Raw genomic sequence first — 25,455 nt, 5'->3', positions numbered from 1 at the left:
ATTAAGCCCCGGCCCGGGAATAGGGCTGGCAATGCGGGCACCACCAGATGATGCGCTCCAGCTCGCCTTCTTCCCCGCCGGCGTCAACGCCGCCGAGCGTCGACTTGGCAATTGGCGTGCCACACCGCCTGCACTTGGCGTTATTTCTGCCGAAGACATAGGTGGTCTCCCCGGCGCGCCGCACACCCGTGGTCACGCGCACTGGGGAGTTGCGGTTGGCCCACATGATGCGCCGCGATATCTCCAGAATCCGCGGCACATCCACTTGGGCCACGCGAAGGGCTGGGTGCACGCCCGCGATGAAGCAGGCCTCCGCCCTGTATTCGTTGCCGATTCCGGCCACGTTTTTCTGATCCAGCAGCGCCGCCCCAATGGTACGGGTGGGCTGGCTTAAGATTCGCCGCGCGGCTTCGTCCGCGCCCTCAGACTCCCACTGCTCGCTCAAGATATCTGGGCCCAAATGCGAAATCCGCTCGTTGTACAAGGAGGCAGGATAGGCCTCGACCATGCCCAGCCAGTGGCCCACCAGCTCAATATCGCGCGGGCTACTAGCGAGCTGCAGCACCACCCGCGCGCTATGGCCCGGCTTGCGCCACCTATCGCCCTTGTAGTGAATGGCCCACTGGCCTTCCATCTTCAAGTGAGTATGTAGCACCAAGCTTTCAGCATCGGGCCGCGCGAACTGCATGAAAAGATGCTTTCCATAAGGCCACACACGAGAAACTGTGCTGCCCTCCAAATGCACGGTGGCATACCGGGGCACCCTAAGCGACGCCCCGGTGACCTCGCGGCCGGTCATAAACTGCAGCTTATTGGACAACTGCAGGACGGAATCACCTTCTGGCATGCAACCAGTCTAACTAGATGGCAAAACCAGCTCGTTAAAGATGAGGTACCCGGTAGCTGCTGAAGCAATTTACCATCCTGGTTTTACCGTTTGAGTCCTGTTTCTAGCGGCGGCTGCCCCGCGGACGAAATCCACCCGGCGCGCCACGGCCTGGTTCGGGAGGATCGTCAAAGCTTAAATCCGGTAGCTCCGCCAGAGCTTCCGAAACGCTTCGGCCGCGGCGTGGCTCCATGGGCTTTTGCCAGGGGTCGCTGCGGTTGTCTTCGATGCGGCGGGACGTGCGCGGCGGCGCAGCCTTGGCCGAGATCCGCACGCCACGGGGACTGATACCTGCGCCAAGGCCTCGCAAACGAGTGGCGATTGCCGATTCGAATGCGGGCGCTCCGTTGATTTTCTCAATCACCAGCGGGCTCAAGCGCCCTGCGGCGATGAGCTCCGTGAGACCTTCAAGCACTTTGCCAAGCACTTCATCAGCATCGATGTCTTCAGGCAGGGCGTCCAAGAAAGTTGTCAGCGTCTTTCCACCGCGGGTTAGATGCGCCACGCAGAGGCCGTCTATCAGCACCACTAGGGCACCGGCGCTACGGGTGGGGCCGTGGCCGCTGTCCGCGCCATCGCGCTGCGGCCAAGCAAGGGCTGCACCATATGGGTTGGCGGGATCCGTCGCGGCGAGCACGTAGGTATTAATTTCCGCAGTGCTCGCAGTGCCAGATGGCCAGCCCGTCACGTCGGGAGAATCGTTCATGCCACGCAAGCGATCGATGACCGCGGGAGTAGAAAACTGCGCCGCGCCAAGCCCTTCAAGCACATAGCCGCGCACCGCCTTGCCAGATTCCTCAAAGCCAGAGAGCACTTTATAGGCCAGCGCGAAGCCGCCGAGCACGTCCTCGGCCACCACGGAACCCCGAGTGAGCACGCCATAGCGGTCAAGCCAAGCCTCACCGTGCGCTACGGAGCGGCTCGTCGCGTCGACGCCTTGGCCTGACACGGAAGCAGCCCAACGGCCGGCCACGTCTGGGGCGGTTGCGGCCCCGCCGAGGCCCTGCGTTTGGGCAAAGGACGTGCGTCCCATGCGCAGCCGGGAACGGGTGGGGCGTCGCTTAGCGCGGTGCGCAGTTGCTCCCGAGCGCGAGCCGGCCGCGGCAATGTGCGTGCGGATTGGAGCAAAGGAATCGGGACTAACCAGGCCCATTTCTACCAGCTGCCACAGCGCTTCCCGCAGCTCCTCGGCAGTGCCAGGCACCTGCGCCGCGATATCGTTAAACAGGTAACTGCCGCCACCGCGCAGGACCTCCAGCGCCGCTAATTGCAGCATGCTCAACCCTTGCTCGTCAGGGTCAACCTGCGGCGCCAACTGCGCCGCGTAGTCCACCGGCAGCAACATGATCCACGGGTCATTCGTGCCAGCCTTGCCAGCGCCCACGATGAGCACCTCGCCGTTAGAGGTCAGCTCATCGAGCATGGTCGGTGAGTAATCGCCCACGCGCGTCGGCAGAATCAGCGACTCCCACGCAGAGGCTGGCAGACGCACGCCGGCGAGCTGTTCAATCACGCTGTAGACGCCATCCGCCCCGCGTAGCGCAGGACGCTTGCCCACGGGCGCTACCTGCTGCCAATCGGGCAAGAAGCGTCCGAAAGCGGCGGCGCTAACAGGCTCCGTTGCAGCGCGTGCCGCTGCCAGCGAGCGCGAGCGAATGGTGCGCAAGACCTCCGCAGCGCAGTACTCGGTCTCCTCGATTCCTTGGCGGTAGCGGCCTTCCACCACGCTATCGAGACTCGCCAGCGCGGTGTGTGCTGCCGAGGCCGAAAGGCCAAAGGCCGCCTGCAAGTCCCCCAGCACGAAAGGACCGCGGGTGCGTGCCCAACGCGAGACCAGCTGTTGCAAGGCATCGGTGATGGTGGACTGTTGCGCGGCAACACCAGGCGGGACGGGCACGCCGAGTCCGTCGCGAAGCAGCGGCGCATCAAGAGGTTGCGCGAAGTGCTCGCGTCCGGCAATGCGCACCCGCATCACGCGGACACCCAGAGAATCAATTGCACTCAGCGGCACCGAGGCATGCTCCGCCATCTCTTCCACCGGAATCGGCCCCAGCACCCGCAGCAGGTCCGCGACTTCCTCCGTCGTACGCGCCCGACGCTCCGCGGAGGTGCGCTGCAGCTGGGCGTGCACCTGCTCGATGACCTCCGGATCTAAAAGCTCCCGCAGCTCCACCGTGCCCAAAAGCTTGGCCAGAAGCGCCGGATCAAGCGCCAGCGCCGCCGCCCGCTTTTCCGCCAGCGGAGAATCACCCTCGTACATGAAGGCGCCGGTGTAATTAAACAGCAGCGTCGAAGCAAAGGCGAAGGCTGCTCTGTGGTCACCTCCGCGATGCGAATGCGACGCAAAGCCAGCTCGCGCATGGTTTCCGTCAACGCCGGCAGATCATAGACATCCTGCAGGACCTCGCGGACCGTCTCCAGGATGATGGGAAAGGAAGGGTACTTCCGCGCGACGTCGAGAAGCTGTTCTGCCCGCTGACGCTGCTGCCACAGCGGCGCGCGCTTGCCGGGATTGCGGCGCGGCAGCAACAGCGCACGCGCGGCACACTCACGAAAACGCGAGGCAAAGAGCGCGGAACCGCCCACCTGCTCGGCCACGATGTCCGAAATTTCATCGGCGTCGAAAAGAAAAAGCGCAGCATCCGGCTCCTTTTCCCCCTCGGGCAAGCGCAGGACGATACCGTCGTCGCCAGCCACTGCTTGCGCGTCCATGCCGGTCAGCTCCGCCACCCGCTGCCCCACCGCAAGCGCCCAGGCGGCATTCACACCCCGGCCGAACGGCGTGTGCAACACCACGCGCCAATCCCCGAGTTCGTCCTTAAAACGCTCGAGAACCAAGGTCTTCTCATCCGGAATAACACCCGTGGCCTCATGCTGTTCCTGCAGATAGGCCACGATGTTATTCACCGCATGCCCATCTGCGTCCTGGATAATCTCTGGAGAAAGGTGCACCTGCCGGCGATAAGCGCCCAAGGCCTTGCCTAGCTCATAGGGACGTCCTGCCTGGTCGCCATTCCAGAAAGGCAACCGGCCAGTGTGCCCCGGCGCAGGGGTGACAATCACCTGATCGCGCGTGATTTCCTCAATGCGCCAGCTAGTAGCACCCAAGGTAAAGATATCGCCCACGCGGGATTCATAGACCATCTCCTCGTCGAGCTCACCCACGCGCCGGGGCGCGGCATTTTCTGCCCCTGCAGGCAGGAAAACGCCAAACATTCCGCGGTCCGGAATCGTGCCGCCGTTGGTAACAGCCACGCGCTGCGCACCGGGGCGCGGGCTCAGTCGGCCAGTGATGCGGTCGAAGACCACGCGGGGTTTGAGCTCCGCGAAGTCCGTGGAGGGATAGACGCCGGAGACCAGGTCGATGACGGAATCGAATACCTCCCTGGCCAAATCGCGATAGGGCCACGCGCGGCGCACCATGGCGTACCAGGCATCCACGTCTAGGCCACCCGCGTTATCTGGGGAGGTAACCGGAGCAACCTCGGCGGCGGCGACGGCTGCCACGGTCTGCTGTGCCAACACATCTAACGGGTTCTGCGGGGAGTGCATCTCCTCGATGAGGCCCTCGCGCATACGCGCCACGGTAAGAGTGGATTGCACAAGGTCAGCACGGTGCTTCGGATAGAAAGAACCCTGCGATACAGCGCCCACGGAGTGCCCGGCACGGCCCACACGCTGCAGACCAGAGGCTACCGAAGGCGGTGATTCCACCTGCACCACTAGATCGACCGCGCCCATGTCGATGCCCAGCTCTAGCGAGCTGGTGGCCACCACTGCTCGCAGTGTTCCTTCCTTGAGCATCGTTTCAGTCAATGTGCGCTCATCCTTCGACACCGAGCCGTGGTGTGCGCGAGCGATGACGGCAGGTGCCTTGCCGGCGACGTCGACTTGCTTCATCAGCTGCGCTGGGTCCCGGCGCGTAGCAGGCGACAAGCTTTCCGGATCATGTTCCATGGCATAAAGCTCATTGAGCCGGGAGGTCAGGCGCTCCGCGGTACGCCGCGAGTTCACGAACACGAGCGTGGAGCGATGCTCCATGATTTCGCCGTAGAGGTCTTCTTCAATAAACGGCCAAATGGATTTCGCGGTGGGCAATGCCGAATCAGCCACCGCCGCGGGGCCAGTAATGCCCAGTGGATCATCCACTGTCATCTCACCGATAGTGGAGCCTTGCTCTGGGGTGGGCAGATCCGACATGTCTTCCACGGGCACGTGGACATCAAGCTGCCAGCGTTTTTCAGCCGGCGGTGCCACGATTTCTACGGGCCTGTCGCCGCCCAAAAAACTCGACACTGCAGAAAGCGGGCGCACCGTTGCCGATAGCCCGATGCGTTGGAACTCCCCCGCCACGGCCGCCAGCCGCTCGAGCGTGAGCGCCAAGTGCACGCCACGCTTGGTGCCGGCCAGGGCGTGGATTTCATCAATGATGACGGTATCGACGGCAGATAGGATGCCCGCGGCCTTCGAGGTCAGCATCAAATAAGCCGACTCCGGAGTGGTGATGAGGATATCCGGCGGGCGGCGTACCTGCCGGAAGCGTTCTGCAGAAGGTGTATCCCCGGAGCGTACGCCGACGGTGATGTCGGGGGCGTCAAGTCCTAATCGTTCTGCCGCACGAGCGATGCCGTTCAGCGGAGCACGCAGGTTATTTTCCACGTCCACGCCAAGCGCCTTCAGCGGGGAGATATACAAAACCTTGACGCCTGAGTTGCTGCCCTTTGCCGGCTGTCCTACGGGCAGTGCAGTTTGGCCTTCCTTTTCCACGAGGGAATTTAAGGCCCATAAAAACGCCGCCAGGGTTTTACCGGAGCCGGTGGGGGCGACCACGAGCGCATGGTTGCCGGATGAGATCTGCTCCCATGCCTCGCGCTGTACGGGCGTGGGCGCTGCGAAAACGTCCTCGAACCATTGCCGGACTTGGGGCCGGAAGCGGGTTAGGACGTTTTTGTTCATGCCTTACTCTAACGCGCGCGGTAATCTAGCATGCATGACCGTCGAGATTTCTGATTCCCGCCTGACCAATTCACTAGCCAACGGCTGCGGTGAGATCCTCAAAGGTGTGCGCAACGGTGGCCTGCTGCGCGGCCTCGCGCTTGGCGACGCCGGCGATGAAGCCGCACAAGAATGGATCAGCCGGGTAATTGCGCAGCACCGCCCCGAAGACGGCCTGCTTTCCGAGGAAGCAGCAGACGATCTCAGCCGTTTGAAGAAGGAACGCGTGTGGATCGTCGATCCCCTCGATGGCACCAAGGAGTTTGCCACCGGCCGCCAAGACTGGGCTGTTCACATCGCGCTCGTGGTCAACGGCATGCCACAGCATGCGGCCGTGGCCATGCCGGATTTGGGCGTAACCTTCCGCTCCTCCGATGCCCGCGCCGTTACCGGCCCGCTTTCTAAGAAGTTTGTGGTCTCCCGCAACCGTCCGCCCCAGGTGGCTTCCCATATTGGGGAAAAGATGGGATTTGAAACCGTCGGCATCGGTTCTGCCGGTGCCAAGGCAATGCACGTTCTGCTCGGTGACTTTGACGGCTATATCCACTCAGGCGGCCAGTACGAGTGGGACCAGGCTGCGCCGGTGGGCGTTGCCATGGCGGCGGGCCTGCACTGTTCCCGTTTGGATGGCTCCCCAATTCGTTTCAACAACGAGGACACCTTCATCCCAGACCTGCTCATCTGCCGGCCGGAACTCGCCGATGAAATCCTGGAGCACGCTGCTGCCTATGCCGAAGAAAACGGCGGCTTTTAAGCGTTCCTCAACTTTTAGGCGTTTCAGCAAAAAGGCTTCTACACTTGAGAACCATGATCCAGACCCCATATGAGGACCTCCTCCGCAAAGTTTTGGAAGAAGGCGCGGACAAAGGTGACCGCACCGGCACCGGCACGCGCTCAATTTTCGGTGCGCAGTTGCGCTATAACTTGGCGGAGTCTTTCCCGCTGCTGACCACCAAGAAGGTCTACTTCCACGGCGTTATCGGCGAGCTGCTGTGGTTCCTCAAGGGCGATTCCAACGTGAAGTGGCTGCAGGACAACAACGTCCGCATCTGGGATGAGTGGGCTGACGCCGATGGCGAGCTGGGCCCTGTCTACGGCGTCCAGTGGCGCTCGTGGCCTACCCCGGATGGCACACATGTTGACCAGATCCAGCAGGCTCTGGACACACTGCAAAATAATCCGGATTCTCGTCGCAACCTGGTCTCCGCCTGGAATGTGGCAGAACTAGACAAGATGGCGCTTATGCCCTGCCACCTGCTATTCCAACTTTACGTGGCAGACGGCAAGCTCTCCCTGCAGGTCTATCAGCGTTCGGCGGACATGTTCCTGGGCGTGCCTTTCAACTTGGCTTCCTATGCTGCGCTGGCCCACATGTTTGCGCAGCAGGCTGGACTGGAGGTCGGCGAGCTCATCTGGACTGGCGGCGACTGCCACATCTACAACGACCACCTGGAGCAGGTCAAGGAGCAACTCTCCCGCGAACCACGCCCCTACCCGCAGCTCAAGCTGCACAAGGCTGACTCGTTGTTCGACTACACCTTCAACGATTTCGAGGTCGAAGGATACGATCCCCACCCCACCATCAAAGCGCAGGTTTCCGTCTAATGTTGGGCGCAATCTGGGCGCAGTCCTTGGACGGCATCATCGGCGATGGCTCGGTCATGCCGTGGCACGTACCAGAGGACCTCAAGCACTTTAAGGAGGTCACGCTGGGCTCGCCCGTAGTGATGGGCCGACGCACGTGGGAATCTCTAAACCCGAAGTTTCGCCCGCTGCCAGGCCGCGATAACTTTGTTCTCTCCCGCAAGGAGCCGGGCCAATGGTCCGCTGGGGCGAGCACAACCAGCAACCTCAACGACCTAACTTCCACGCTTTCCGACGCCTGGATCATCGGCGGCGGCCAGCTATACGCCTCAACCTTGGATGAGGTCGACGTCATCGAAATTACGCTGATGGGCGTTAACATCGGGGACATCTACGGTGATGACGCAGTCTATGCCCCCGCAGTTCCGGAGACTTTCGGCTTGGCGGCTAGCACTGATTGGCTCACTTCTGAAAAGGGCCACCTGACCATTCCGGGGCAGCCACCGAGTGAGCTGCCGATTAAATACCGCTTTTTAACTTATGAACGAAAGGACGCCGCTTAAATGACCGTCGCAACTCCCGAAACCACCGAGCACGTCACAGTCTTCTACGCCGACTGGTGCCCGTTTTGCGCGAAGCTGCTCAAGGCGCTGAACCGCACGGAGACGCCATACGCGCTTGTCGACGTCGAGGCCGAAGGCACTGAGGACATAAACGAGTGGATCAAGTCCGTCAATGACGGCAACCGCATCGTGCCAACCGTGCTCTACTCCGATGGCACCTCCGTTACCAACCCACCGGCGTCCTCTGTGCGCAATAAGCAGAAGGAATTGGCCGAGAGCTAATCCAAACCCCAGCCATTTCGGAGCGCCCCTGCCCCACTGCTATGATTAGCCACGTTGCACACGCAACCCCGCCCCAGTAGCTCAGGGGATAGAGCACGGCTCTCCTAAAGCCGGTGTCGGTGGTTCGAATCCACTCTGGGGCACAAAATCTTTCACAAAACTTCCCCGTTGACCAGCGCAGACAGGGGGGTTTCAGCAGTACGCCCGCTTTCGGGCCACCCCGGCTCCTACTGTTCCTCATTCTCGCGCGCTATAGGAATCGTGAGCGCCACCTAAACGGTGAGGCTAACCAGCAAAACGAGGTGTAAAGGCTCGGCGAACATCGCCCGCGAACCGTTCTTTATCCATTCGTTGACCAACACGACAATAATGCCTAGGGTCTGGATGACAAACGCAATTCTGATATTGCGCAGATTCTTTGCGAGTAAACGTTCGTCAGAGATCTTGTTTAGGATTGGCAATTCTGTTCCTCCCAAAATAGTTGGTCGAGCGAGCTATCCAACCTGTGACAGATCGCAAGGCAAAGCTTGAGGGTCGGGTTATACCGGCCGTTTTCAAGCAGATTGATTGTTTGGCGCGTAACCCCGCCATGGAAAACGCTGGATGAATGTGGCCATCGGAAAGCGCCTAGCACACTGCACAAAGCTAGTATTCCAGCGGGTCTGCCAGCATCTGCACCGATATCTCTAGGCGCTCTCAATAACGGCCACCGGTGTACGCCTCACCGTGGTCTCCAGCCACGGCCGAATATGACGATAACGCGCCGAGCCATCCGCCATAATCGCTCGCGTTGGTGGGATCAAAGAAGCGGATACCGTTTAATGCAGTCTTGAAAGGGCGACTTAACCACCTCACCCTCCAAGCACCCGATCAAGGGTGCTAAAAATTTACTGCACGTTTACATCGATCCCAAGTTGTCTTAACTTCAGTGCAGTTAGATTGATGTTCCTGATCACTATTTTCTCTGGAGGAACTCCCACGATGAAGTCGAAGCACACTTCTCTCTCTGCCATAGCCCTTGCTTCAACCGTCCTTCTTACTTCGTGCGGTGAGCCTGCGTCCAACCAAGAAGATTCACAGGCGACCAGCGACTCAACCTCAATAACCGTCTATACCTCCGAACCAGAGGAAAAGGTCGATGAGATCAATGCGGCCTTCAACGAGGAATACCCCGATATCGAGGTCAATGTATACCGCGCTGGCACCGGTGATTTGAACGCCCGCATCTCTTCAGAGAAGCAATCTGGCGACATTGAAGCGGATGTTTTCTGGGCAGCCGATGGACCTACCTTTGAAAATTACGCTGAGGATGGTGACCTCATCGAGCTTGCCGATGTCGATTCCGATGACATCATCGACGAGGCCAAGGACGACAAGAATTTTTATGTCGGCACGCGCATAATCCCTACGATAATTGCTTATAACACCGACGAGATCGCAGAAGACGATGCCCCGACCTCCTGGGCGGATCTCACCGATCCGAAGTACAAAGACAAACTCGTCTTACCTAACCCAGCGGTCTCCGGTGCAGCGGCATTCAACGCCTCAGCGTGGAAGAATAATTCAGACCTCGGAGAAGCGTGGATCGAAGATCTGGGCAAGAATGCCCCGATGATCGCAGACTCCAATGGCCCTACCTCCCAAGAAATCGCCTCCGGTTCCAAGCCCGTGGGCGTGGTCGTCGATTACTTAGTCCGCGACCTGGCGGATAAGGGGTCCCCAATTGCCCTCGCCTACCCCACCGAAGGATCACCATATATTTCTGAGCCTGCGGGCGTATTCAAAGACTCCCAGGAACAGGAAGCAGCCCAGAAATACATCAACTTCCTGCTTTCAAAGAAGGCACAAGAAATCGCCGTCGAGCAGTCGTACCTCCCGGTGCGTGAGGACGTGAGAACCCCAGCAGGCACCCCTGAACTCACAGACATTGAGCTCATGGACCAGGACTTGGGGAAAATCACCAAGGATAAAGACGCCGCCGTCGAGGTATTCCAAAAGGCAGTGTCTTCCTAGTTCTTGGTGGCCCACTTGTTGAAAAATCCCTCCGTATCCGCGCTACGTGTTGGCGTGTGGCTGATTGCCATTGGCCTGTTCATCGCGCCTTTGACCCTTGTTGTCTCCCTTGCACTGGGCGGAAACCAAATTCCCATCTTGCTAGAGCAAGGGCTCGGCATCGCCACATGGAATTCGCTATTTACCACGGCGCTTTCAGCTCTCGCTGCCGTCATCATCGGCACCGTTATTGCCATCGCGCTAGACCGCACAGATATCTACGGCTCTTCGGTACTGCGCCTATTCTTGCTTTCGCCTCTCTTGGTTCCGCCATTTATCGGAGCGATCGCCTGGATTCAACTCTTCGGCCCGAATCAGGGCTTGAATAAGCTTTTTGAGTTCGAAATATGGAATATCTACGGCGCAGACGGGGTCATTGCGCTGATGACTATCCATTCTTTTCCCACGGCATATGTCATCATTTCTTCAAGCTTGCGCTCCATCTCCCCCGATTTTGAGCTAGCCGCCCGAGTATCTGGGGCTTCCGTGGTGACAGTTCTGCGCACGGTCACCCTTCCACTCCTGCGCCCCGCACTATTGTCCGCGTTCACTCTCACAGCAATTGCTAATCTGGCTGATTTCGGCATTCCCGCTATTATCGGATCGCCGACTCGGTTCGAAACGCTCGCGACGATGATTTACCGGTTCATTGATTCCGGCACCGTATCCAACCCCTTACAAGTGGTATCGACCATCGGCGTTGTCCTCTTATTTTTGGGAATCGGCACAGTAATCATGGACTATCTCACCTCCCTGAAAAACTCGTCTTCTACACATGACTCCGGAAGTCCGGCGCGTTTCGCACTGCATTCGGCGCGCTGGCCGGTCACGATCATCATGTGGGTGTGCGGGCTCGCCATTTCCATTGGCCCAATTCTCGGTTTGGCCTACCGCGCATTGCTGCCAGCTCCTGGGGTTCCATTTACCTTAGAAACCATCTCGCTGGCGAACTTTAGCAGCGCTTTATCCAACCCGCGCGTCATCGACGGACTCAGTAATTCCGCATTTCTGTCAATAACCGCCGCGATAATCTGCGGGGTTCTTGGTTGGGTCATCGGAATTCTAGTGACCCGGACTCAGGCTCGAGGAAATACGCTTTTAACCCTTTCTGCACTGCTACCGAGCGCGCTGCCTGGGCTTATCATCGGTGTCGCCTGGCTGATTGCCGGGCGCTATACCGGGCTGTATAACACCATTTGGATAATCCTTATCGCCTACGTCTGTGCTTTTACCGCACTCGTTGTCCAGGCCGTGCGTGCCCCGCTAATAAGCACCCCGGTCACCGTGGAAGAAGCAGCGCGCATTTCCGGCGCCACGCCGCTTAAGGCGCTATTTACTACCACCGGCGCGATGACCATTCCAGCGGCGATATCCGGTGCGGTGCTCGTAGCGGTGACCGCGATTCGAGAACTTACTATTTCCGTACTCCTCGTCGCACCCGGAACGACAACACTGGGTGTTCAAGTCTTCAACCTGCAACAGGCAGGAAATTATAACCAGGCATCGGCACTCGCCCTGCTCTTTGCGCTACTTGGCATCATTGCCGTCGCACTGACTATCCGTGCTCCCAAGGTAAGGACTTAATAATGGCGAAAATTGCAGCTTCCCACCTCACGGTCACTTTTCCGGACGGAACCACCGGCTTGCGCGATATCAACCTCTCCATCGAACCTGGGGAACTCATTGCACTCGTTGGCCCGTCAGGCTCCGGTAAAACCACGCTCTTACGCACCATCGCTGGTTTTATTTCTCCATCGTCAGGTGAGCTTTACATAGATGGCCGGAAGATGACTGCTATTCCTCCCGAGAAACGCAGCATCGGCATGGTCTTCCAACAGCACGCGATCTGGCCGCACATGTCTGTTAAAGACAATGTTGGCTACCCGTTGCGCCAGGCGAAAGTAGCAAAGCCCGAGCGCGAAGAGCGCATTTCTGAGACTTTAGCTCTCGTGGGCCTGCCAGGATTCGAGAACCGTACTCCGGACAGCCTTTCTGGTGGGCAGCGCCAGCGCGTTGCGCTGGCCCGGGCGATCGTTGCTAATCCCACGGTTTTATTACTGGATGAAGCTCTTTCAGCCCTCGATGAACCATTGCGCGATAATTTGCGCCGCGAGCTGGTAATCCTGACGCAAAAGCAGCGCTTAACCACGGTGCACGTCACCCACGATCGCGCCGAGGCGCTGGCAATCGCAGATAGAGTCGTGGTTCTAGATGGCGGCGAAATCCAGCAGATTGCTACCCCACAACAGCTGCTGGAAAATCCCGGAAGCCCGCTGGTCGCGGGATTTATTGCGGATGCCACAATAGTCCAGGCCGCTATCTCAGGAGGCCGCGTCGAGTGCCCAACCCTTGGCATTTCTTGGCCATTGAGTGAAGTCTCCGTGCGGGGCGAAGGCACTAAGGCCGCCATCCTACCGCACCACGCAACAATCGTGGAGGAAAACCATCCAGGTGCCACGGTTCCAGCAGTAGTTGACTCTGCCATTTACGAAGCCGGCCACTACTCCGTTACCGCCACCCATGGATCGGGAACCACATTCCGCACCACCGCGGACGATAAGCCAGCGATGGGACAAACGGTGCGCATCCGCTTCGCGCCGCCCTTGGTTTTTTAGATCACCACCCCGCAAGAACCATGACCAGCTCAGCGATGGCACGGTGCCGCCGTTTTGCAGCGGTTACACCCGCCGTCTTAAGCATAAAATTTTAGGCTAATACCGATCACAGCCGACACGGAACGCTGGTTATCACACCCATCTTCATCACCATGCTCTCAGAAGGCAGTGTCGTATATAGTCTGAACCCGCTTGAACTCTAAGCCATAAGTGAGAGCACTAAGCAATCCTGCATTGACCTTAACGGCGTGGAAATTTCGGTATACCGCGCCATCAATCCGGATGACGCCAGCATCTCGCTCGTCCGCCGGGAACGGCTAGTTATCGTTGGAGGGACACCTTTTGGCGGCCGTTGCGGGGTCTGCCGCAGTGGAGGTAGACGTCGTAACGTCCCAGCGCGCGGAGCCGAAATCTTTTGATGTGCACATGGAAGGTGACCGCGTAAATGAGGACGGGGCATCGCGCCAGTCGGAGGTTCGCGTGGGCTTCGATCTATCGTTCCCGGATACCCCCGAGGGCAACCAAGCGCGCAAGCTCGTGGACAACCTGATTCGCATCTCCCATGAGAAGGACTGCACGGTATCGCGCACGGTTGAGAACTCCACGCAAGTGACGTTTAGGAACGACTCAAAATAGTTTCCCGAAGTAAAAGCGCGACATGCGGTTGCACTCCGGGAATGCCCCAAGACCTCCTGCTATGGTGCAATTGTTAACTACTGTGACAAATGTGATTACTGCAGGAGCTCAACATGTCACCATCTTTCTCCCGTCGCGGCCTCTTAAAGGTCAGCGCTCTCGCCCTGACCGCAGGCGCCATCGGTTCTGCCGTTCCGAATGCAGCGGCGCTTGGACCGGTGCGCGGCACCATCATCGACTTCGCCGTCGGAGTGCCTTCCGCCGCAGGCATCAAGCGCGCGGGCCACCTCGGCGCCATCCGTTATGTTTCCAAGCGTCGCCCGGGCACCGAGTCCTGGATGACGGGCAAGCCTGTCACCTTGCAGGAGACCAAGGCTAATGCTGCGCAGGGCTTGGCGACGGCCTCCATCTACCAGTTTGGCCGTGCCGAAACCGCCGATTGGAAGCAAGGTGCCGCAGGTGCAGCCATCCACGCCCCGCAGGCTATTGCCCTGCACAGGGCAGCAGGCGGACCGACCAATCGCCCCATCTACATCGCGATTGACGATAACCCGACCCGCGCCCAGTACGACCAACAGATCAAGCCTTACCTACAGGCCTTTAGCCGCCTGCTTTCGGCAGCGGGCTACCAGACCGGCGTATACGGCAACTACAACACGATCGAGTGGTGCGTGCGCGATGGAATCGGCTCCTTCTTCTGGATGCACGATTGGGGTTCGAACGGCAAGATCCACCCACGCACCACGATTCACCAGCTGCCGGGCAACATGCAGCGCACCATCGACGGCGTCACCGTGGACATCAACGAGGTCTACGCCCGCGACTGGGGTCAGTGGATGCCGGGCCAGAAGGCCCCGAAGGCACCTGCTGCACCAGCCAAGCCTTCCGCACCGAAACCGGCCGCACCGGCACAGCCGGGCAACATCCCGGGTATCTCCCCGCAGTCTTCTGATGCGATGGGTGCGCTTAGCTCCCAGGTAGAGCACGCGGTGCCAGGCATGCGCCTGCCGCAAGTAAACCAGAACGGCATCTCCTACGGCGGCTCTTCCGTCTCCCAGGACCAAATCAAGGGAGCCATCGACCTAGCCTCTACTATTCAGAACGCTTTGAAGTAGCGCTTTCAGATTGAGCCGACGAGGTCGGCTCTTTCTTTTTGTCCTTCTTTTTCTCGGCGCTCTTCTTGCCGGCGTCGGTAGGCTCCTTGCTCTTATCCCCGCGCTTGGCCTTGCCACCGTCTTTGCTCTGGTCCTTATCAGAGCCCTTCTTCTCAGATTTCGGCAGAGTCGAGGTCACGGTGATGGTCGTCTTGGAGGCAGGCGTAGAAGGCTTCGAAGGACTTACTGGAGCAACGCTCTCACCGTTGAGCGCCTTTTGGTAGCGGTCAGTGCCCTTACGCAGGTTGCTGCCCGTTACCTCGTCTTTTACAAAGTCCGTGAGATCATCGGCGCTGCCATAGGTGGTAGCTGCAACAACGAAGTTCTTGCCAAAGGAAACCGAAGAGTGCAAGGTCTTGTCATTTGACCAGCCCCACTTGGTGCCCACTACATTTTGCAGTTTCGCCGTGCCGTAGTCCTGCTCGTATCCGTCTTCCGAGATGGGATCGGCGTGGGCCATCGCCACCAGGACCGGGTGGGTGGGGTTATCTTCCTTCAGCTGCACCACGAAGCGCACCACGTCATACATGGAGGTCACCGAGGTGCCCCATTGATCACCGGCCTTCGTGGCCTGCAATCCATATTCCTTTGCCACGGAGTCAATGGAATTCGGGTACTTCTCAAAGAGTTCTTCTGCGCTTGTATCTGAGGAGCTGGCGATCATGTCTAAGGCTTCGTATTTATCCTCGAAGCTTCCCTTTTCGAGCACGTAGGTTGCGATATACAGCTTGATAAGGCTCAATGCTGGGCGCGGCTCATGCTCATTTGCCGTTGCCATACGCATTCCATCGCCGATGCGGTAGTAGCTCAGCTGCTGGTCTTTATTACCCTCGAGGAACTGACTGACGTCATCGGGGACGTCGGAAAGCGCAGGCTCCCCCAGCTCATGCCGAAGGTCGGACGCAGACGCATTGCTTGCCGACGCCGAGGCGGCCTTACTATCGTGCTGCTGCGACGGTGTACATGCGCACAACAGGCCGCCGGCGAGTGAAAACGCGGCGAGGGCGGTACCGACCTTCATCGGCACCGCCTTCGTTTTAGACAAAGAATCGAGCACGCATTAGATAATACTCAGTACTCTGCCAGGTTTAGTGGTTGACTGGGGCCTCCACGCCAACGCCGGTCAGAGACCGTACCTCCATCTCTGCGAACAGATCCTCAAAGTCATCCGGCGGGGTCAGGATGGAAACCAACCAGCCTGCGATGAATGCCAGCGGAATGGAAACCAGGCCCGGATTCGACAGTGGGAACAGCGCCCAATCCGCGTTCGGGAACATCGAGGTCTCAGAACCAGATACTGCCGGGGAGAAGAAGATGAGCAGCAGGCAGGAGATGACGCCGGTGTACATGGACGCCACCGCACCGGCCGTATTGAAGCGACGCCAGTAAAGCGAGTACAGGATAGTCGGAAGGTTTGCAGAAGCCGCGACGGCGAAGGCGAGAGAGACCAAGAACGCGACGTTTTGAGTCATGGCCAGAATGCCCAGGATGATGGCGGCGATGCCGAGGACTACGACCGTAACTTGCGAGACACGGACTTGCTCCGACTCGGTGGACTCTCCCTTACGGATAACCGCGTGGTAGATATCGTGCGCGATGGATGCAGACGCGGTAATCGCCAGACCTGCAACTACTGCCAGCACCGTGGCGAATGCAACCGCCGAGATGACAGCCATGAATACCGAGCCGCCGAGTTCTAGCGCCAGAAGCGGCGCTGCGGCATTGGCCCCGCCCGGCGCGGCCAGGATGCGGTCTGGGCCTACGAGTGCCGCGGCACCGTAGCCCAGGATGAGGGTCATCAGGTAGAAAGCGCCGATGATGACGATGGCCCAGGTCACGGAACGGCGCGCCTCAGTTGCAGTCGGAACCGTGTAGAAGCGCATGAGCACGTGCGGCAGGCCGCCAACGCCGAGCACCAGAGCGATACCGAAGGAAACGAAGTCCAGCTTGGTGGTCAAAGTCTTTCCATACTTTAAGCCCGGTTCCATGATTTGAGAAGCTTCGTAGCCCTTCTCTTGGAGGTAATCCGAGCCCGCATGCATATCGACGGCGTCGGAGAACAAGGTGCTAAAGCCGCCCTTCACCGCAATGAAGGTCATGATGCACATCGCCACGACGCCGGTGACCAAGAGGACCGCCTTGATCATCTGCACATAAGTAGTGCCCTTCATACCGCCCACCAGAACGTAGACGATCATCAAAACACCCACGATGCCAACCACGACCGCCTGCCAGGTGAAGTCATGGATATCCAAAAGCACCGACACCAGGGAGCCTGCGCCGGCCATCTGCGCAATCAGGTAGAACAGCGAGACAAAAAGCGTAGAGATGGACGCCGCCACGCGTACCGGGCGCTGCTTCAAACGGAAGGACAACACGTCTGCCATGGTGAAGCGACCAACGTTACGCATCGGCTCGGCAACCAGCATCAACGCCACCAGCCAGGCCACGAAGAAGCCGACAGAATACAAGAATCCGTCATATCCGTTGAGAGCGACCGCGCCGACGATACCGAGGAAGGACGCGGCAGAAAGGTAGTCGCCGGAAATGGCCAAACCGTTCTGGCGGCCAGAGAAGGTGCCACCACCGGTGTAGAAGTCCGAGGCCTTCTTCGTGGTCTTTCCTGCCCTTAAAACCACCCACATGGTGATGACAAGAAACGCGCCAAAAACGGCGATGTTGAGCACCGGGTTTCCGGAGCCTTCTTGCGCGGCCTCGGCAGCTAGGTTGAAAGTCAGCATAATCTATCCCTCCAATGCCTCACGAATAGCTGCTGAACGCGGCTCAATTTTCTTGTTGGCGTACTTGACGTAGATCCACGTAATCGCGAACGTGGTGACAAATTGGGCGAGCCCGAATACGAGCCCCACGTTCCACCCACCGCCAATTTCGGTGCCCATGAATCCAGGCGCAAAGACGGCAGCCAACACGTAGATGACGTACCACAGGAAGAAGGCAATGGTCATCGGGAAAGTGAAGTTACGATATGCACCGCGTAACTGCTTAAACTGCGGGCTATCGCGCATCTCGATGAAGTCCTGCGCTGTCGGTTCGCGGCGCTCGAGCATCGAGGTAGGTGCGCTAGTCATGTCGCTCTCCTTGGGTTCTTAAGATTCCACACGAAAGTGATTAATGAACCACACGAGATAGAGATAGTGTGATGAATCACGTTTCGCCTTACGAGTAAGTTACCCAATTCACATTGCGAGGTTGTAAAGCTTGCCAATCGATTTTTGATTAGCAAGCCTTAGCTACCCCCTAACCCCATTGCTTACTGCACTTTTTAAAGCGTGAAAAGTACCCCCATATCTTTCAACGCTCGAGTTTGCAAACATTGCGAAAGGCCATATGGCAAGAAAAGGCGGCAGAGAACAACGCCGTTCCCTGCCGCCTCTAGGCCGTTTTCTGAGGGCCGAAAGGCCGCCTTTAGCGTTTAGCCCGGAAACTCACGCGGGTCCTTGTACAAGCGCCCAGCCGCGCCGTTATCGAGGGCATCGATTGCCGCAATGTCATCGTGGCTAAGCTCCAGCTGCGCGGCCGCCAAGTTCTCCTCTAGGCGCTCACGCTTGGTGGATTTCGGGATTACGGAAATCCCCTTGGCTAGAAGATAGGCGATTACTACCTGTCCCGGGGTTGCCTCAAGGCGCTGCGCCACATTCTTGATCTCCGCATTGTTAAGGACCTCTCCCCTCGCCAGCGGCGACCATGCCTCTGTAACAATGCCATGTTCATCATGGAATTCTCGCAACTCCGGCTGGGTAAACCCCGGATGCAGCTCCACCTGGTTCAACACTGGAACGATACCCGTTCGCGCGATGATCTCCTGCAGCGTTTCCTCGTAGAAGTTAGCCACGCCGATGGAAGCGATCTGCCCCATGCCCTGCAGACGAGCCATCTCCTCAAAGGTCTCCACATAGAGTCCAGCCTGTGGCCACGGCCAGTGGATCAGGTAGAGGTCTAGGTAGTCCAGCTGCAGCTTCTTCAGCGATTCAGTAAATGCTGCGTCTGCCCCCTTCGCCCCGTGGCTGTCATGCCAGACCTTGGAGGTGATGAAGAGCTCATCACGGGTGACGTCACCGGCGCGCATCGCATCATTTAGGGCCTGGCCTAGCTCTGCCTCGTTCTCATACAAGGTGGCAGTATCGAAATGGCGGTAGCCGAGCTCGATGGCTTCACGTACTGCCGTGATACATTCCTGACCCGTCATCTTGTAGGTGCCCAGACCAAGCTGTGGCATCTCGCGATCATCATTAAAAGAGATAAATGGGACACTCATGGTTCCATTGTGCACGAGTTTCGCCACGCGTGACGCCGAAAAATTCAAGTTCTTGTGCCCACAAAAAGAAACTCCACCTTCTGCCCTAGCAATACGGGGGCAAAAGGTGGAGCCAAAAGAAACGTTATTTACGCACGCAGCAGGTCGATAACGAAGACCAAGGTGCGTCCAGCAAGTGGATGCGCTCCGCCAGCTGGGCCGTATGCCTTCTCCGGAGGGATGATGAGCTTACGACGGCCGCCCACCTTCATGCCCGGGATACCTTCCTGCCAACCTGCAATGAGGCCAGTCAGCGGAAACTCGATGGACTGTCCGCGACCCCAGGAAGAGTCGAATTCCTGGTTGTCCTCATACGAGACGCCCACGTAGTGAACCTCAACAAAGCCACCCGGCTGTGCCTCTGCGCCGTCGCCGACGATGATGTCCTCGATAACTAGCTCAGTCGGGGCCGGCTCAGTATGAGCCTCAATTACGGGCTTATCCATTGGGGAAAATCCTCCTTGGGAAACGTTTGTGATATCGATTCGGCGCCTAGTTGTCCCGCTTTTAGGCCGAGAACTAGGCCTGCACGAACGACAAAAAGCCGAATCGCAGTGTTCCCAGTATAAGGGTTCATCTGCGATTCGGCTTTATTTGGTCTACGCAATGACTTGATTTGTCATCATTTCGTGACTAAAGCCATGCAATTCAAAGGGCCTATTATGCACGCTCAGCGCGCGGGGAAACGGTGCGCAAGGTCTCGCCGGTGTAAATCTGACGCGGACGGTTGATCTTGGTGTTCAGCTCCAGCTGCTCGCGGTACTGAGCGATCCAGCCTGGCAGGCGGCCGATGGCAAACAGGACGGTGAAGAAGTCCGTTGGGAAGCCCATGGCGCGGTAGATGAGGCCGGTGTAGAAGTCGACGTTCGGGTACAGCTTGCGGGAAACGAAGTACTCGTCCTCGAGAGCGATCTTCTCGAGCTCCATTGCCAGATCCAGCATTGGGTCGCCGCCGAGGTGCTCGAGAATCTCGTGTGCGGTCTCCTTGACGATGGCTGCGCGTGGGTCGTAGTTCTTGTACACGCGGTGGCCGAAGCCCATCAGACGGACGCCCTTTTCCTTGTTCTTCACGCGGTTCATGAAGTCAGTTGCGTCGCCGCCGTTGTTCTTCTGGATTTCATCGAGCATCTCGAGAACGGCCTGGTTTGCGCCACCGTGTAGCGGGCCGGACAGAGCGTTGATACCGCCGGCGATAGCAACGAAGAGGTTTGCCTGTGCGGAACCGATCATGCGGACGGTAGAGGTGGAGCAGTTCTGCTCGTGGTCTGCGTGCAGGATGAGCAGCTTGTCCAGAGCCTTTGCGACGACTGGGTCGACGTTGTACTCCTCGGTTGGGTAACCGAACATCATGCGCAGGAAGTTCTCGCGTGCGTTCAGGTTGTTGTCCGGGTACATGTAAGGCTTGCCCTGGGACGCGCGGTAAGCGTATGCAGCCAGCATCGGAACCTTAGCCAGCAGGCGGACGGTTGCCTTGTCCAGCTGCTCCTCATCCAACGGGTTGAGCTGGTCCTGATAGTAGGTGGAGAGAATGTTAACGGAGGATGCCAGAACCGCCATCGGGTGCGCATTGCGCGGGAAGATGTTGAACTGCGCCTTGAAGTCCTCATCCAGCAGGGTGTGGTGGCGAATTTCATCGTTAAAAGCGCTCAGCTGCTCCTGGTTTGGCAGCTCGCCCTTGATAAGGAGGTAGGAAACCTCGTTGAAGGTGGCGTTGTTTGCCAGATCCGCGATGTCGTAGCCGCGGTGGCGCAGGATGCCTTCCTCACCGTTAATGAAGGTGATCTTGGACTCGGTGGAGCCGGTAGCGGCGTAGCCGGGGTCAAAGGTTACGAGGCCAGTCTCATTGCGAAGCTTGCCAATATCAAAGCCAGAGTCACCTTCGGTGGACTGCTTGATATCCATCTCGTACTCGCCACCTGGGTAGTGGAGAACAACCTTGTTGTCTTCAGAAGCCACTTGTTGATCCTTTCTCAACACTTAAAACACCGGCTCCAAACCGGCATTACGTTTTAAATCTCTTCACACTTTATCAAAATTTGTGACGCTGCCAACATCCTAAACTTTTAACGTTTACCAATAGGATGACCGAAATTAGGTTAGACTGTGCCTCATGCTCCACACAGAACCAACTTTACCTGCAGATCTACTCCCTACGGACGGTCGCTTCGGATGCGGCCCTTCCAAGGTACGCCCCGCCCAAATTGAGGCAATTACTGCGGGGGCTAAATCCATAATCGGCACTTCTCATCGCCAGCCCGCCGTGAAAAACGTGGTGGGTTCGATTCGTGAGGGATTGCGAGAACTATTCAAGCTTCCAGACGGCTATGAGATTATCCTTTCGGCCGGCGGCGCCACCGCCTTTTGGGACGCCGCGACGTTCGGCCTCATCGAAAATAAGTCCGCGCATTTGACCTACGGAGAGTTCTCTTCGAAGTTTGCCAAGGCAAGTATTGGTGCACCGTGGCTCACAGCGCCCATCGTTTACGACTTCCCCGCCGGCACCGCTCCCGACCCGCGCACGGTGGATTTCGGCGATGCGGACGTTGTGGCGTGGGCACACAATGAGACCTCGACGGGCGCGATGGTTGAGGTGCTGCGCCCACAGCCAAATAATCCGGAGCAACTCGTTGTCATCGATGCGACGTCGGGCGCTGGCGGATTGCCCGTCACGATGGACGAGGCTGACGTCTACTATTTCTCGCCGCAGAAGTGCTTCGCATCCGAAGGTGGGCTCTGGCTCGCGGCGGTCTCCCCTGCTGCGATTGAACGCATCGCAAAGCTTAATGCTGCACAACGTTATATCCCGGCTTTCCTGAACCTGCAGACCGCCGTGGATAACTCGCGCAAGAACCAGACCTATAACACTCCAGCCGTGTCTACTCTTCTGATGCTGGAAAATCAGGTCCGCTGGATGAACGACAACGGCGGGCTCGACGGTATGGTTACGCGCACCACCGCTTCCTCCACCATTGTTTATGACTGGGCCGCATCGCGAAAAGAGGCCAAGCCTTTCGTCGCCGAGCCCGCTGGCCGCTCGTTAGTCGTGGCAACCATCGACTTTGACGAGACCGTGGATGCTACGGCCTTAGCCAAGGCCTTGCGAGCGAACGGCATCGTGGATGTCGAGCCTTATCGCAAGCTGGGGCGCAACCAACTGCGAATTGGTATGTTCCCCGCGATTGAGCCAGACGACGTCGCCAAGCTCACGCAAGCAATCGACTACCTTCTGGATAGGCGCTAAGAGCAACTGACAGGGCTTTTCCAGCCAACATGCCCTGCGTTCTTCATAAGGCGCGGGGCTTTTCTGGGTTAAAGTGGATTTCATCACACGCGCCCCGTTGGGGTGTGAATCGATTGCACTAGTCGCAATGCCTAGATGCGGTTTTAAATAAACTGTCAGTATCCAAATCCGTTGTCCGAATCCGTCGACAAGCAAAAGGAGCGCCCCTCAATGCGCGAGCTCTTCCTCGCAAAAAGCGACTCAACCACTACTTCTTTGGTCATGGAAACCGAAGAAGGCGAAGAGTTTTTCCTGGCCGTCACCGACGATCTCCGCGAGATTCTAGGCGCACCTAAGTCAGAGGATGACGCATGGGGCAATGTCTCCAGGCTCCCGTTCGCGGCGGAAGCAGATGACTCTACGGATACTGCAGATTCTGTGAATTCTGTAGCATCCAGCGACGCAGACTCGGCTGCAAGCACCGCCTCCGCTGGCGAACACGAACAGCGCGTCGCGGAAGCAAAGAAGGATGACAACGCGGCATCCACCGCGGCTGAGTCCACTGACTCCACTGCGCCCGCTGCGCCACAGCTGACCACAACCACTCCGGCGCCTATTTCGCAGCCGCGCTCTGGCATGCGTGACCACGGCGACTCCCGCCCGCACGCAATCAGCCTGCGCCCGGCGGAAATTCAGGCCCGCATCCGCGCTGGCGCATCTGCCGCAGAGATCGCCGAGGAAATTGGCGCCCCCGAATCCCGCATCGAGCCTTTCGCACACCCGGTACTGCTGGAGCGCGCCCGCATTGCCGACGTCGCCAAGCAGGCCCACCCCATCCGCGAAGACGGCCCGGCCAAGCTGACTCTCTGGGAGATTCTCGCCACGGCCTTTGCCGCACGCGGCCACTCCCTCTCGGAGTCGAACTGGGATGCCTACCGCCATCAGGGCGAACCGTGGATCCTTCGCATCACGTGGAAGGCTGGCTTGTCTGAGAACGAGGCGGAGTGGACCTTCAAGCAGTCCATGTCCTCGCCGGCTACCGTGGAGGCCCGTAACTCCGTTGCCGCCGATCTCACCGACCCTGACTTCGTACAGCCAGTGCGTTCCCTGACCTCCGTCGGCCGCGGCGAGCGCTATGACAAAGCCATAGACGGCGAGACGCCGAGCGCAGTCACCAATATCACCGACTTCACTGCCCCGACGGTCGTACCGGATCCGCAACCTGCTGATGTCGAAGCGGACTCCGCCGATGCAGACTCCGGCGCTACCGGCGCGGCCCGCCCTGCTGGCGCCGCTGAAACTCAGGCTTCTGGTTCAAAGGCCTCCACAGCTACCGAATCTGCGTCGGATAAGTCGAAGGCAGAAAGCACCGATGAAGAGTTCCTGCAGAACCCTTCGCCGGAGCCAAAGCCAAAGAGCCGCCGTCGCCGCGCTACAACCCCGCACTGGGAAGATGTCCTGCTCGGGGTGCGCTCTAACACCAAGCGTCCGCGCGAGTGAACGCGAGTGGATTGACAGCCAAGAAAAGTAATTAAGCGAGTTTTTACCGTGAACCCTAAACCTGTTCTCACTCTCTGGTACGTCACTGTCGAAGATCCCGCTGCTGTGCTGCGGGAGGAGCCAAAGGCCGATCGCGGCTTTGGCCGGAAATTCTTGGCACAACTCAATCCCAACCTGCCCGTAACCCCCATCGGGCAATTTCCTCTCAATCGCTCTGCCCAGGCTGGCGATAGCGAGTACTACATCGGCGGATACCCTGGCGTTACCGTGGTTCAGACGGTCATCGAGGAAGAATCCATGGTGCTCTCGCGCCTTCCAGAGCAACTCTTGAAGGCGGTTCCCGCGCTCGAAATCTATGCCTTCGTCTCGCAGGAAAGCACCGGCTATGCCGGTTTTGCGCACTGGACGGCCGGTGAGCTCAAGCGCTGCCTGTGCGGTACGCGCTTTAACCTGCAGGAAGACTCCGGCCTACCAGAGCCCTTTGAGGCGCCGTTCTGGGCCGGCGAAAAATACGAACCGGTCGGCGGTATCTCTCTGCCTTTCGAACCACAGGGCATCACCGAAGCAGCGCAGTCTTATTGGCTCGGCGTGGAAGTAAATGACCAAGGCCCCGACCTCGACGTCGTGGGTTATGCCACCGACGGACGGCCCGAGCCCAAGGTCGCGCCAAAGAAGCCGGAGCGCAGCCTCGGCACCATCGCCTCTGCTTCCGTGTCCAAGCTCGGCTTCAACGACTACGACGATTACGAGGCCCACGACCAAGAACCAGAGTCCACTGGCGAGGAAATCCTCGAAACCGCCAAACGCCTCGGCGGGCTAATCAGCAGCTACGTGCGTCAGACCTCGAAGTCAATTCGGGAGCGCTGGCGCTCATAAAAAGCGATGGCCGCTGAGGTAGCCACGTTGAGCGAATCTGTACCTGGGGCCATCGGTATGCGTGCGCGCACATCGGTGGCCTTCATCGCATGTTCGGTAAGGCCGGGGCCTTCTGCGCCCACGAGCAGAGCAGCCTTAGTTGCGCCCCTGAGCGCCTCCGCGAGATGAACGGCTTCTGGGTGCGGGGTCAAGGAAACGAGGCGGAAGTCGGCGTCGCGAAGCGCCTGCAGAGAACGCTGCCACGTGGTGTATCCGCCGTCCAGATGGGCAAAAGGCAAACGCAGCACATGGCCCATGGAAACGCGCACCGAGCGACGATAGAGCGGGTCTGCTGCGCCCGAGCCCAACAGCACGGCGTCAACGTCCATGCCCGCCGCATTGCGGAAGATGGCGCCGATATTTTCGTGGTCACCCACGCCCTCAAGCACCACCACGGTGCTTGCCGTCTTCAAGATCTCATCCAAGCTCGGCTCTGGCGCGCGGTCTGCGGCAGCCACCAGCCCACGGTGCATATCAAAGCCGGCGACGGCCGCGAGAGTTTCTCGCGAGACCTCGTACATCGGGCAACCTGGATCCCCATACTCTTCCACGTAGGCATCCAGCTTTGCGCCAAAACCTACGACGCAGCGCAGCGGGAAACGCGAGTCAGCCAGGCGGGAGACCACCAGATGACCTTCGGCAATGACAAGCCCCTCGCCTTTCTTGTCCGACTTATTCAAGTCACGGACGTCATCAAGGCGAGGGTCTAAAGGGTCAGCAATTACTTCACGCATGCAC

General features: G+C 58.8%; 22 protein-coding genes, 1 tRNA gene and 1 pseudogene. 13 read left to right on the top strand and 11 right to left on the bottom strand.

Annotation, left to right across the window (positions count from 1 at the left end; all coding sequences use genetic code 11):
- Nucleotide 1: 1 nt before the first annotated feature.
- Nucleotides 2-847, bottom strand: a complete 846-nt coding sequence (locus HMPREF2935_RS08025; RefSeq protein ID WP_061921212.1) for a DNA-formamidopyrimidine glycosylase family protein — start codon at nt 845-847, stop codon at nt 2-4.
- A 103-nt stretch (nt 848-950) separates the two neighbouring features.
- A pseudogene (locus tag HMPREF2935_RS08020) lies at nt 951-5,842 on the bottom strand (ATP-dependent helicase).
- A gap of 34 nt (nt 5,843-5,876) precedes the next feature.
- Here HMPREF2935_RS08020 and HMPREF2935_RS08015 point away from each other — a divergent pair.
- The 5 genes from HMPREF2935_RS08015 to HMPREF2935_RS07995 all read left to right on the top strand — a co-directional run bounded on the left by HMPREF2935_RS08015 (nt 5,877) and on the right by HMPREF2935_RS07995 (nt 8,453).
- Nucleotides 5,877-6,635: a 3'(2'),5'-bisphosphate nucleotidase CysQ gene (locus HMPREF2935_RS08015; RefSeq protein WP_070732966.1), complete on the top strand. Its 759-nt coding sequence runs from the start codon at nt 5,877-5,879 to the stop codon at nt 6,633-6,635.
- Between the two features lie 44 nt (nt 6,636-6,679).
- Nucleotides 6,680-7,486: a thymidylate synthase gene (locus HMPREF2935_RS08010; RefSeq protein ID WP_210400736.1), complete on the top strand. Its 807-nt coding sequence runs from the start codon at nt 6,680-6,682 to the stop codon at nt 7,484-7,486.
- The gene (locus HMPREF2935_RS08005; protein ID WP_070732730.1) at nt 7,486-8,028 is read left to right on the top strand and encodes a dihydrofolate reductase; all 543 of its coding nucleotides are present in this window, start codon (nt 7,486-7,488) and stop codon (nt 8,026-8,028) included. Before HMPREF2935_RS08010 ends, HMPREF2935_RS08005 begins: the two co-directional genes overlap by 1 nt.
- A complete protein-coding gene (locus HMPREF2935_RS08000) occupies nt 8,029-8,310 on the top strand; it encodes a glutaredoxin domain-containing protein (protein ID WP_070732728.1) in 282 nt (93 codons plus the stop codon). It abuts the gene before it with no gap.
- Nucleotides 8,311-8,380: 70 nt separating this feature from the next.
- Nucleotides 8,381-8,453 (top strand) — tRNA-Arg (locus tag HMPREF2935_RS07995).
- Nucleotides 8,454-8,582: 129 nt separating this feature from the next.
- Here HMPREF2935_RS07995 and HMPREF2935_RS07990 read toward each other — a convergent pair.
- Together HMPREF2935_RS07990 and HMPREF2935_RS13765 are read right to left on the bottom strand one after the other, a co-directional pair.
- Nucleotides 8,583-8,771 (bottom strand): hypothetical protein, encoded by a 189-nt coding sequence (locus tag HMPREF2935_RS07990; RefSeq protein ID WP_070732726.1) that lies wholly within the window; start codon nt 8,769-8,771, stop codon nt 8,583-8,585.
- The gene (locus tag HMPREF2935_RS13765) at nt 8,759-8,944 is read right to left on the bottom strand and encodes a helix-turn-helix transcriptional regulator (RefSeq protein ID WP_246817808.1); all 186 of its coding nucleotides are present in this window, start codon (nt 8,942-8,944) and stop codon (nt 8,759-8,761) included. Before HMPREF2935_RS13765 ends, HMPREF2935_RS07990 begins: the two co-directional genes overlap by 13 nt.
- 347 nt (nt 8,945-9,291) lie before the next feature.
- On the opposite strand from HMPREF2935_RS13765, the gene HMPREF2935_RS07985 reads away from it, so the two are divergent.
- From HMPREF2935_RS07985 to HMPREF2935_RS07965, 5 genes are all read left to right on the top strand, one after another.
- Nucleotides 9,292-10,323, top strand: coding sequence for an ABC transporter substrate-binding protein (locus tag HMPREF2935_RS07985; RefSeq protein ID WP_070732724.1), 1,032 nt, complete (start codon nt 9,292-9,294; stop codon nt 10,321-10,323).
- Between the two features lie 6 nt (nt 10,324-10,329).
- Nucleotides 10,330-11,946 carry an ABC transporter permease gene (locus HMPREF2935_RS07980; protein ID WP_371326237.1) on the top strand — a complete coding sequence of 539 codons (1,617 nt, stop codon included), beginning with the start codon at nt 10,330-10,332 and terminating at the stop codon, nt 11,944-11,946.
- A 2-nt stretch (nt 11,947-11,948) separates the two neighbouring features.
- The gene (locus HMPREF2935_RS07975; RefSeq protein WP_070732722.1) at nt 11,949-12,977 is read left to right on the top strand and encodes an ABC transporter ATP-binding protein; all 1,029 of its coding nucleotides are present in this window, start codon (nt 11,949-11,951) and stop codon (nt 12,975-12,977) included.
- A gap of 327 nt (nt 12,978-13,304) precedes the next feature.
- On the top strand, nt 13,305-13,613 hold the full coding sequence (locus HMPREF2935_RS07970; RefSeq protein WP_141740989.1) for an OsmC family protein: 309 nt from the start codon (nt 13,305-13,307) through the stop codon (nt 13,611-13,613).
- A 113-nt stretch (nt 13,614-13,726) separates the two neighbouring features.
- Nucleotides 13,727-14,728: a DUF1906 domain-containing protein gene (locus tag HMPREF2935_RS07965; protein ID WP_070732720.1), complete on the top strand. Its 1,002-nt coding sequence runs from the start codon at nt 13,727-13,729 to the stop codon at nt 14,726-14,728.
- Here the strand turns inward: HMPREF2935_RS07965 and HMPREF2935_RS07960 are convergent.
- The 6 genes from HMPREF2935_RS07960 to HMPREF2935_RS07935 all read right to left on the bottom strand — a co-directional run bounded on the left by HMPREF2935_RS07960 (nt 14,706) and on the right by HMPREF2935_RS07935 (nt 21,038).
- A complete protein-coding gene (locus tag HMPREF2935_RS07960) occupies nt 14,706-15,824 on the bottom strand; it encodes a hypothetical protein (protein ID WP_246817807.1) in 1,119 nt (372 codons plus the stop codon). The two genes, HMPREF2935_RS07965 and HMPREF2935_RS07960, sit on opposite strands and share 23 nt — an antisense overlap.
- A 31-nt stretch (nt 15,825-15,855) precedes the next feature.
- Nucleotides 15,856-17,508 (bottom strand): solute symporter family protein, encoded by a 1,653-nt coding sequence (locus HMPREF2935_RS07955; RefSeq protein ID WP_070732716.1) that lies wholly within the window; start codon nt 17,506-17,508, stop codon nt 15,856-15,858.
- 3 nt (nt 17,509-17,511) lie between these two features.
- Nucleotides 17,512-17,856: a DUF485 domain-containing protein gene (locus HMPREF2935_RS07950; RefSeq protein ID WP_062035619.1), complete on the bottom strand. Its 345-nt coding sequence runs from the start codon at nt 17,854-17,856 to the stop codon at nt 17,512-17,514.
- Between the two features lie 344 nt (nt 17,857-18,200).
- Complete coding sequence (locus HMPREF2935_RS07945; RefSeq protein ID WP_070732714.1) at nt 18,201-19,043, bottom strand: aldo/keto reductase; 843 nt, start codon at nt 19,041-19,043, stop codon at nt 18,201-18,203.
- Between the two features lie 128 nt (nt 19,044-19,171).
- Nucleotides 19,172-19,528: an FKBP-type peptidyl-prolyl cis-trans isomerase gene (locus HMPREF2935_RS07940; protein WP_061921152.1), complete on the bottom strand. Its 357-nt coding sequence runs from the start codon at nt 19,526-19,528 to the stop codon at nt 19,172-19,174.
- A 214-nt stretch (nt 19,529-19,742) separates the two neighbouring features.
- The gene (locus tag HMPREF2935_RS07935) at nt 19,743-21,038 is read right to left on the bottom strand and encodes a citrate synthase (RefSeq protein WP_082778565.1); all 1,296 of its coding nucleotides are present in this window, start codon (nt 21,036-21,038) and stop codon (nt 19,743-19,745) included.
- A gap of 154 nt (nt 21,039-21,192) precedes the next feature.
- On the opposite strand from HMPREF2935_RS07935, the gene serC reads away from it, so the two are divergent.
- The 3 genes from serC (at nt 21,193) to HMPREF2935_RS07920 (ending at nt 24,678) form a co-directional block, all read left to right on the top strand.
- Nucleotides 21,193-22,323, top strand: a complete 1,131-nt coding sequence (gene serC / locus HMPREF2935_RS07930; RefSeq protein WP_070732713.1) for a phosphoserine transaminase — start codon at nt 21,193-21,195, stop codon at nt 22,321-22,323.
- A gap of 210 nt (nt 22,324-22,533) precedes the next feature.
- The gene (gene sepH / locus HMPREF2935_RS07925) at nt 22,534-23,802 is read left to right on the top strand and encodes a septation protein SepH (RefSeq protein ID WP_070732711.1); all 1,269 of its coding nucleotides are present in this window, start codon (nt 22,534-22,536) and stop codon (nt 23,800-23,802) included.
- A 48-nt stretch (nt 23,803-23,850) separates the two neighbouring features.
- Nucleotides 23,851-24,678: a DUF6928 family protein gene (locus HMPREF2935_RS07920; protein WP_070588202.1), complete on the top strand. Its 828-nt coding sequence runs from the start codon at nt 23,851-23,853 to the stop codon at nt 24,676-24,678.
- Here HMPREF2935_RS07920 and HMPREF2935_RS07915 read toward each other — a convergent pair.
- Complete coding sequence (locus HMPREF2935_RS07915) at nt 24,639-25,451, bottom strand: TrmH family RNA methyltransferase (protein WP_070432596.1); 813 nt, start codon at nt 25,449-25,451, stop codon at nt 24,639-24,641. The two genes, HMPREF2935_RS07920 and HMPREF2935_RS07915, sit on opposite strands and share 40 nt — an antisense overlap.
- Nucleotides 25,452-25,455: the final 4 nt, after the last annotated feature.

Source organism: Corynebacterium sp. HMSC076D02 (genome assembly GCF_001813815.1).
Classification (GTDB): domain Bacteria; phylum Actinomycetota; class Actinomycetes; order Mycobacteriales; family Mycobacteriaceae; genus Corynebacterium; species Corynebacterium simulans.
Note: the sequence above shows the minus strand (reverse complement) of the source record. Positions and strands in the feature narration are given on the sequence as shown.

Bases quoted from the DNA above. Each gene is read 5' to 3' on its own strand.
- HMPREF2935_RS08025 (WP_061921212.1), bottom strand. From the start codon at position 847: ATGCCAGAAGGTGATTCCGTCCTGCAGTTGTCCAATAAGCTGCAGTTT.
- HMPREF2935_RS08015 (WP_070732966.1), top strand. From the start codon at position 5,877: ATGACCGTCGAGATTTCTGATTCCCGCCTGACCAATTCACTAGCCAAC.
- HMPREF2935_RS08005 (WP_070732730.1), top strand. From the start codon at position 7,486: ATGTTGGGCGCAATCTGGGCGCAGTCCTTGGACGGCATCATCGGCGAT.
- HMPREF2935_RS08000 (WP_070732728.1), top strand. From the start codon at position 8,029: ATGACCGTCGCAACTCCCGAAACCACCGAGCACGTCACAGTCTTCTAC.
- HMPREF2935_RS07985 (WP_070732724.1), top strand. From the start codon at position 9,292: ATGAAGTCGAAGCACACTTCTCTCTCTGCCATAGCCCTTGCTTCAACC.
- HMPREF2935_RS07975 (WP_070732722.1), top strand. From the start codon at position 11,949: ATGGCGAAAATTGCAGCTTCCCACCTCACGGTCACTTTTCCGGACGGA.
- HMPREF2935_RS07965 (WP_070732720.1), top strand. From the start codon at position 13,727: ATGTCACCATCTTTCTCCCGTCGCGGCCTCTTAAAGGTCAGCGCTCTC.
- HMPREF2935_RS07955 (WP_070732716.1), bottom strand. From the start codon at position 17,508: ATGCTGACTTTCAACCTAGCTGCCGAGGCCGCGCAAGAAGGCTCCGGA.
- HMPREF2935_RS07950 (WP_062035619.1), bottom strand. From the start codon at position 17,856: ATGACTAGCGCACCTACCTCGATGCTCGAGCGCCGCGAACCGACAGCG.
- HMPREF2935_RS07945 (WP_070732714.1), bottom strand. From the start codon at position 19,043: ATGAGTGTCCCATTTATCTCTTTTAATGATGATCGCGAGATGCCACAG.
- HMPREF2935_RS07940 (WP_061921152.1), bottom strand. From the start codon at position 19,528: ATGGATAAGCCCGTAATTGAGGCTCATACTGAGCCGGCCCCGACTGAG.
- serC (WP_070732713.1), top strand. From the start codon at position 21,193: ATGCTCCACACAGAACCAACTTTACCTGCAGATCTACTCCCTACGGAC.
- sepH (WP_070732711.1), top strand. From the start codon at position 22,534: ATGCGCGAGCTCTTCCTCGCAAAAAGCGACTCAACCACTACTTCTTTG.
- HMPREF2935_RS07915 (WP_070432596.1), bottom strand. From the start codon at position 25,451: ATGCGTGAAGTAATTGCTGACCCTTTAGACCCTCGCCTTGATGACGTC.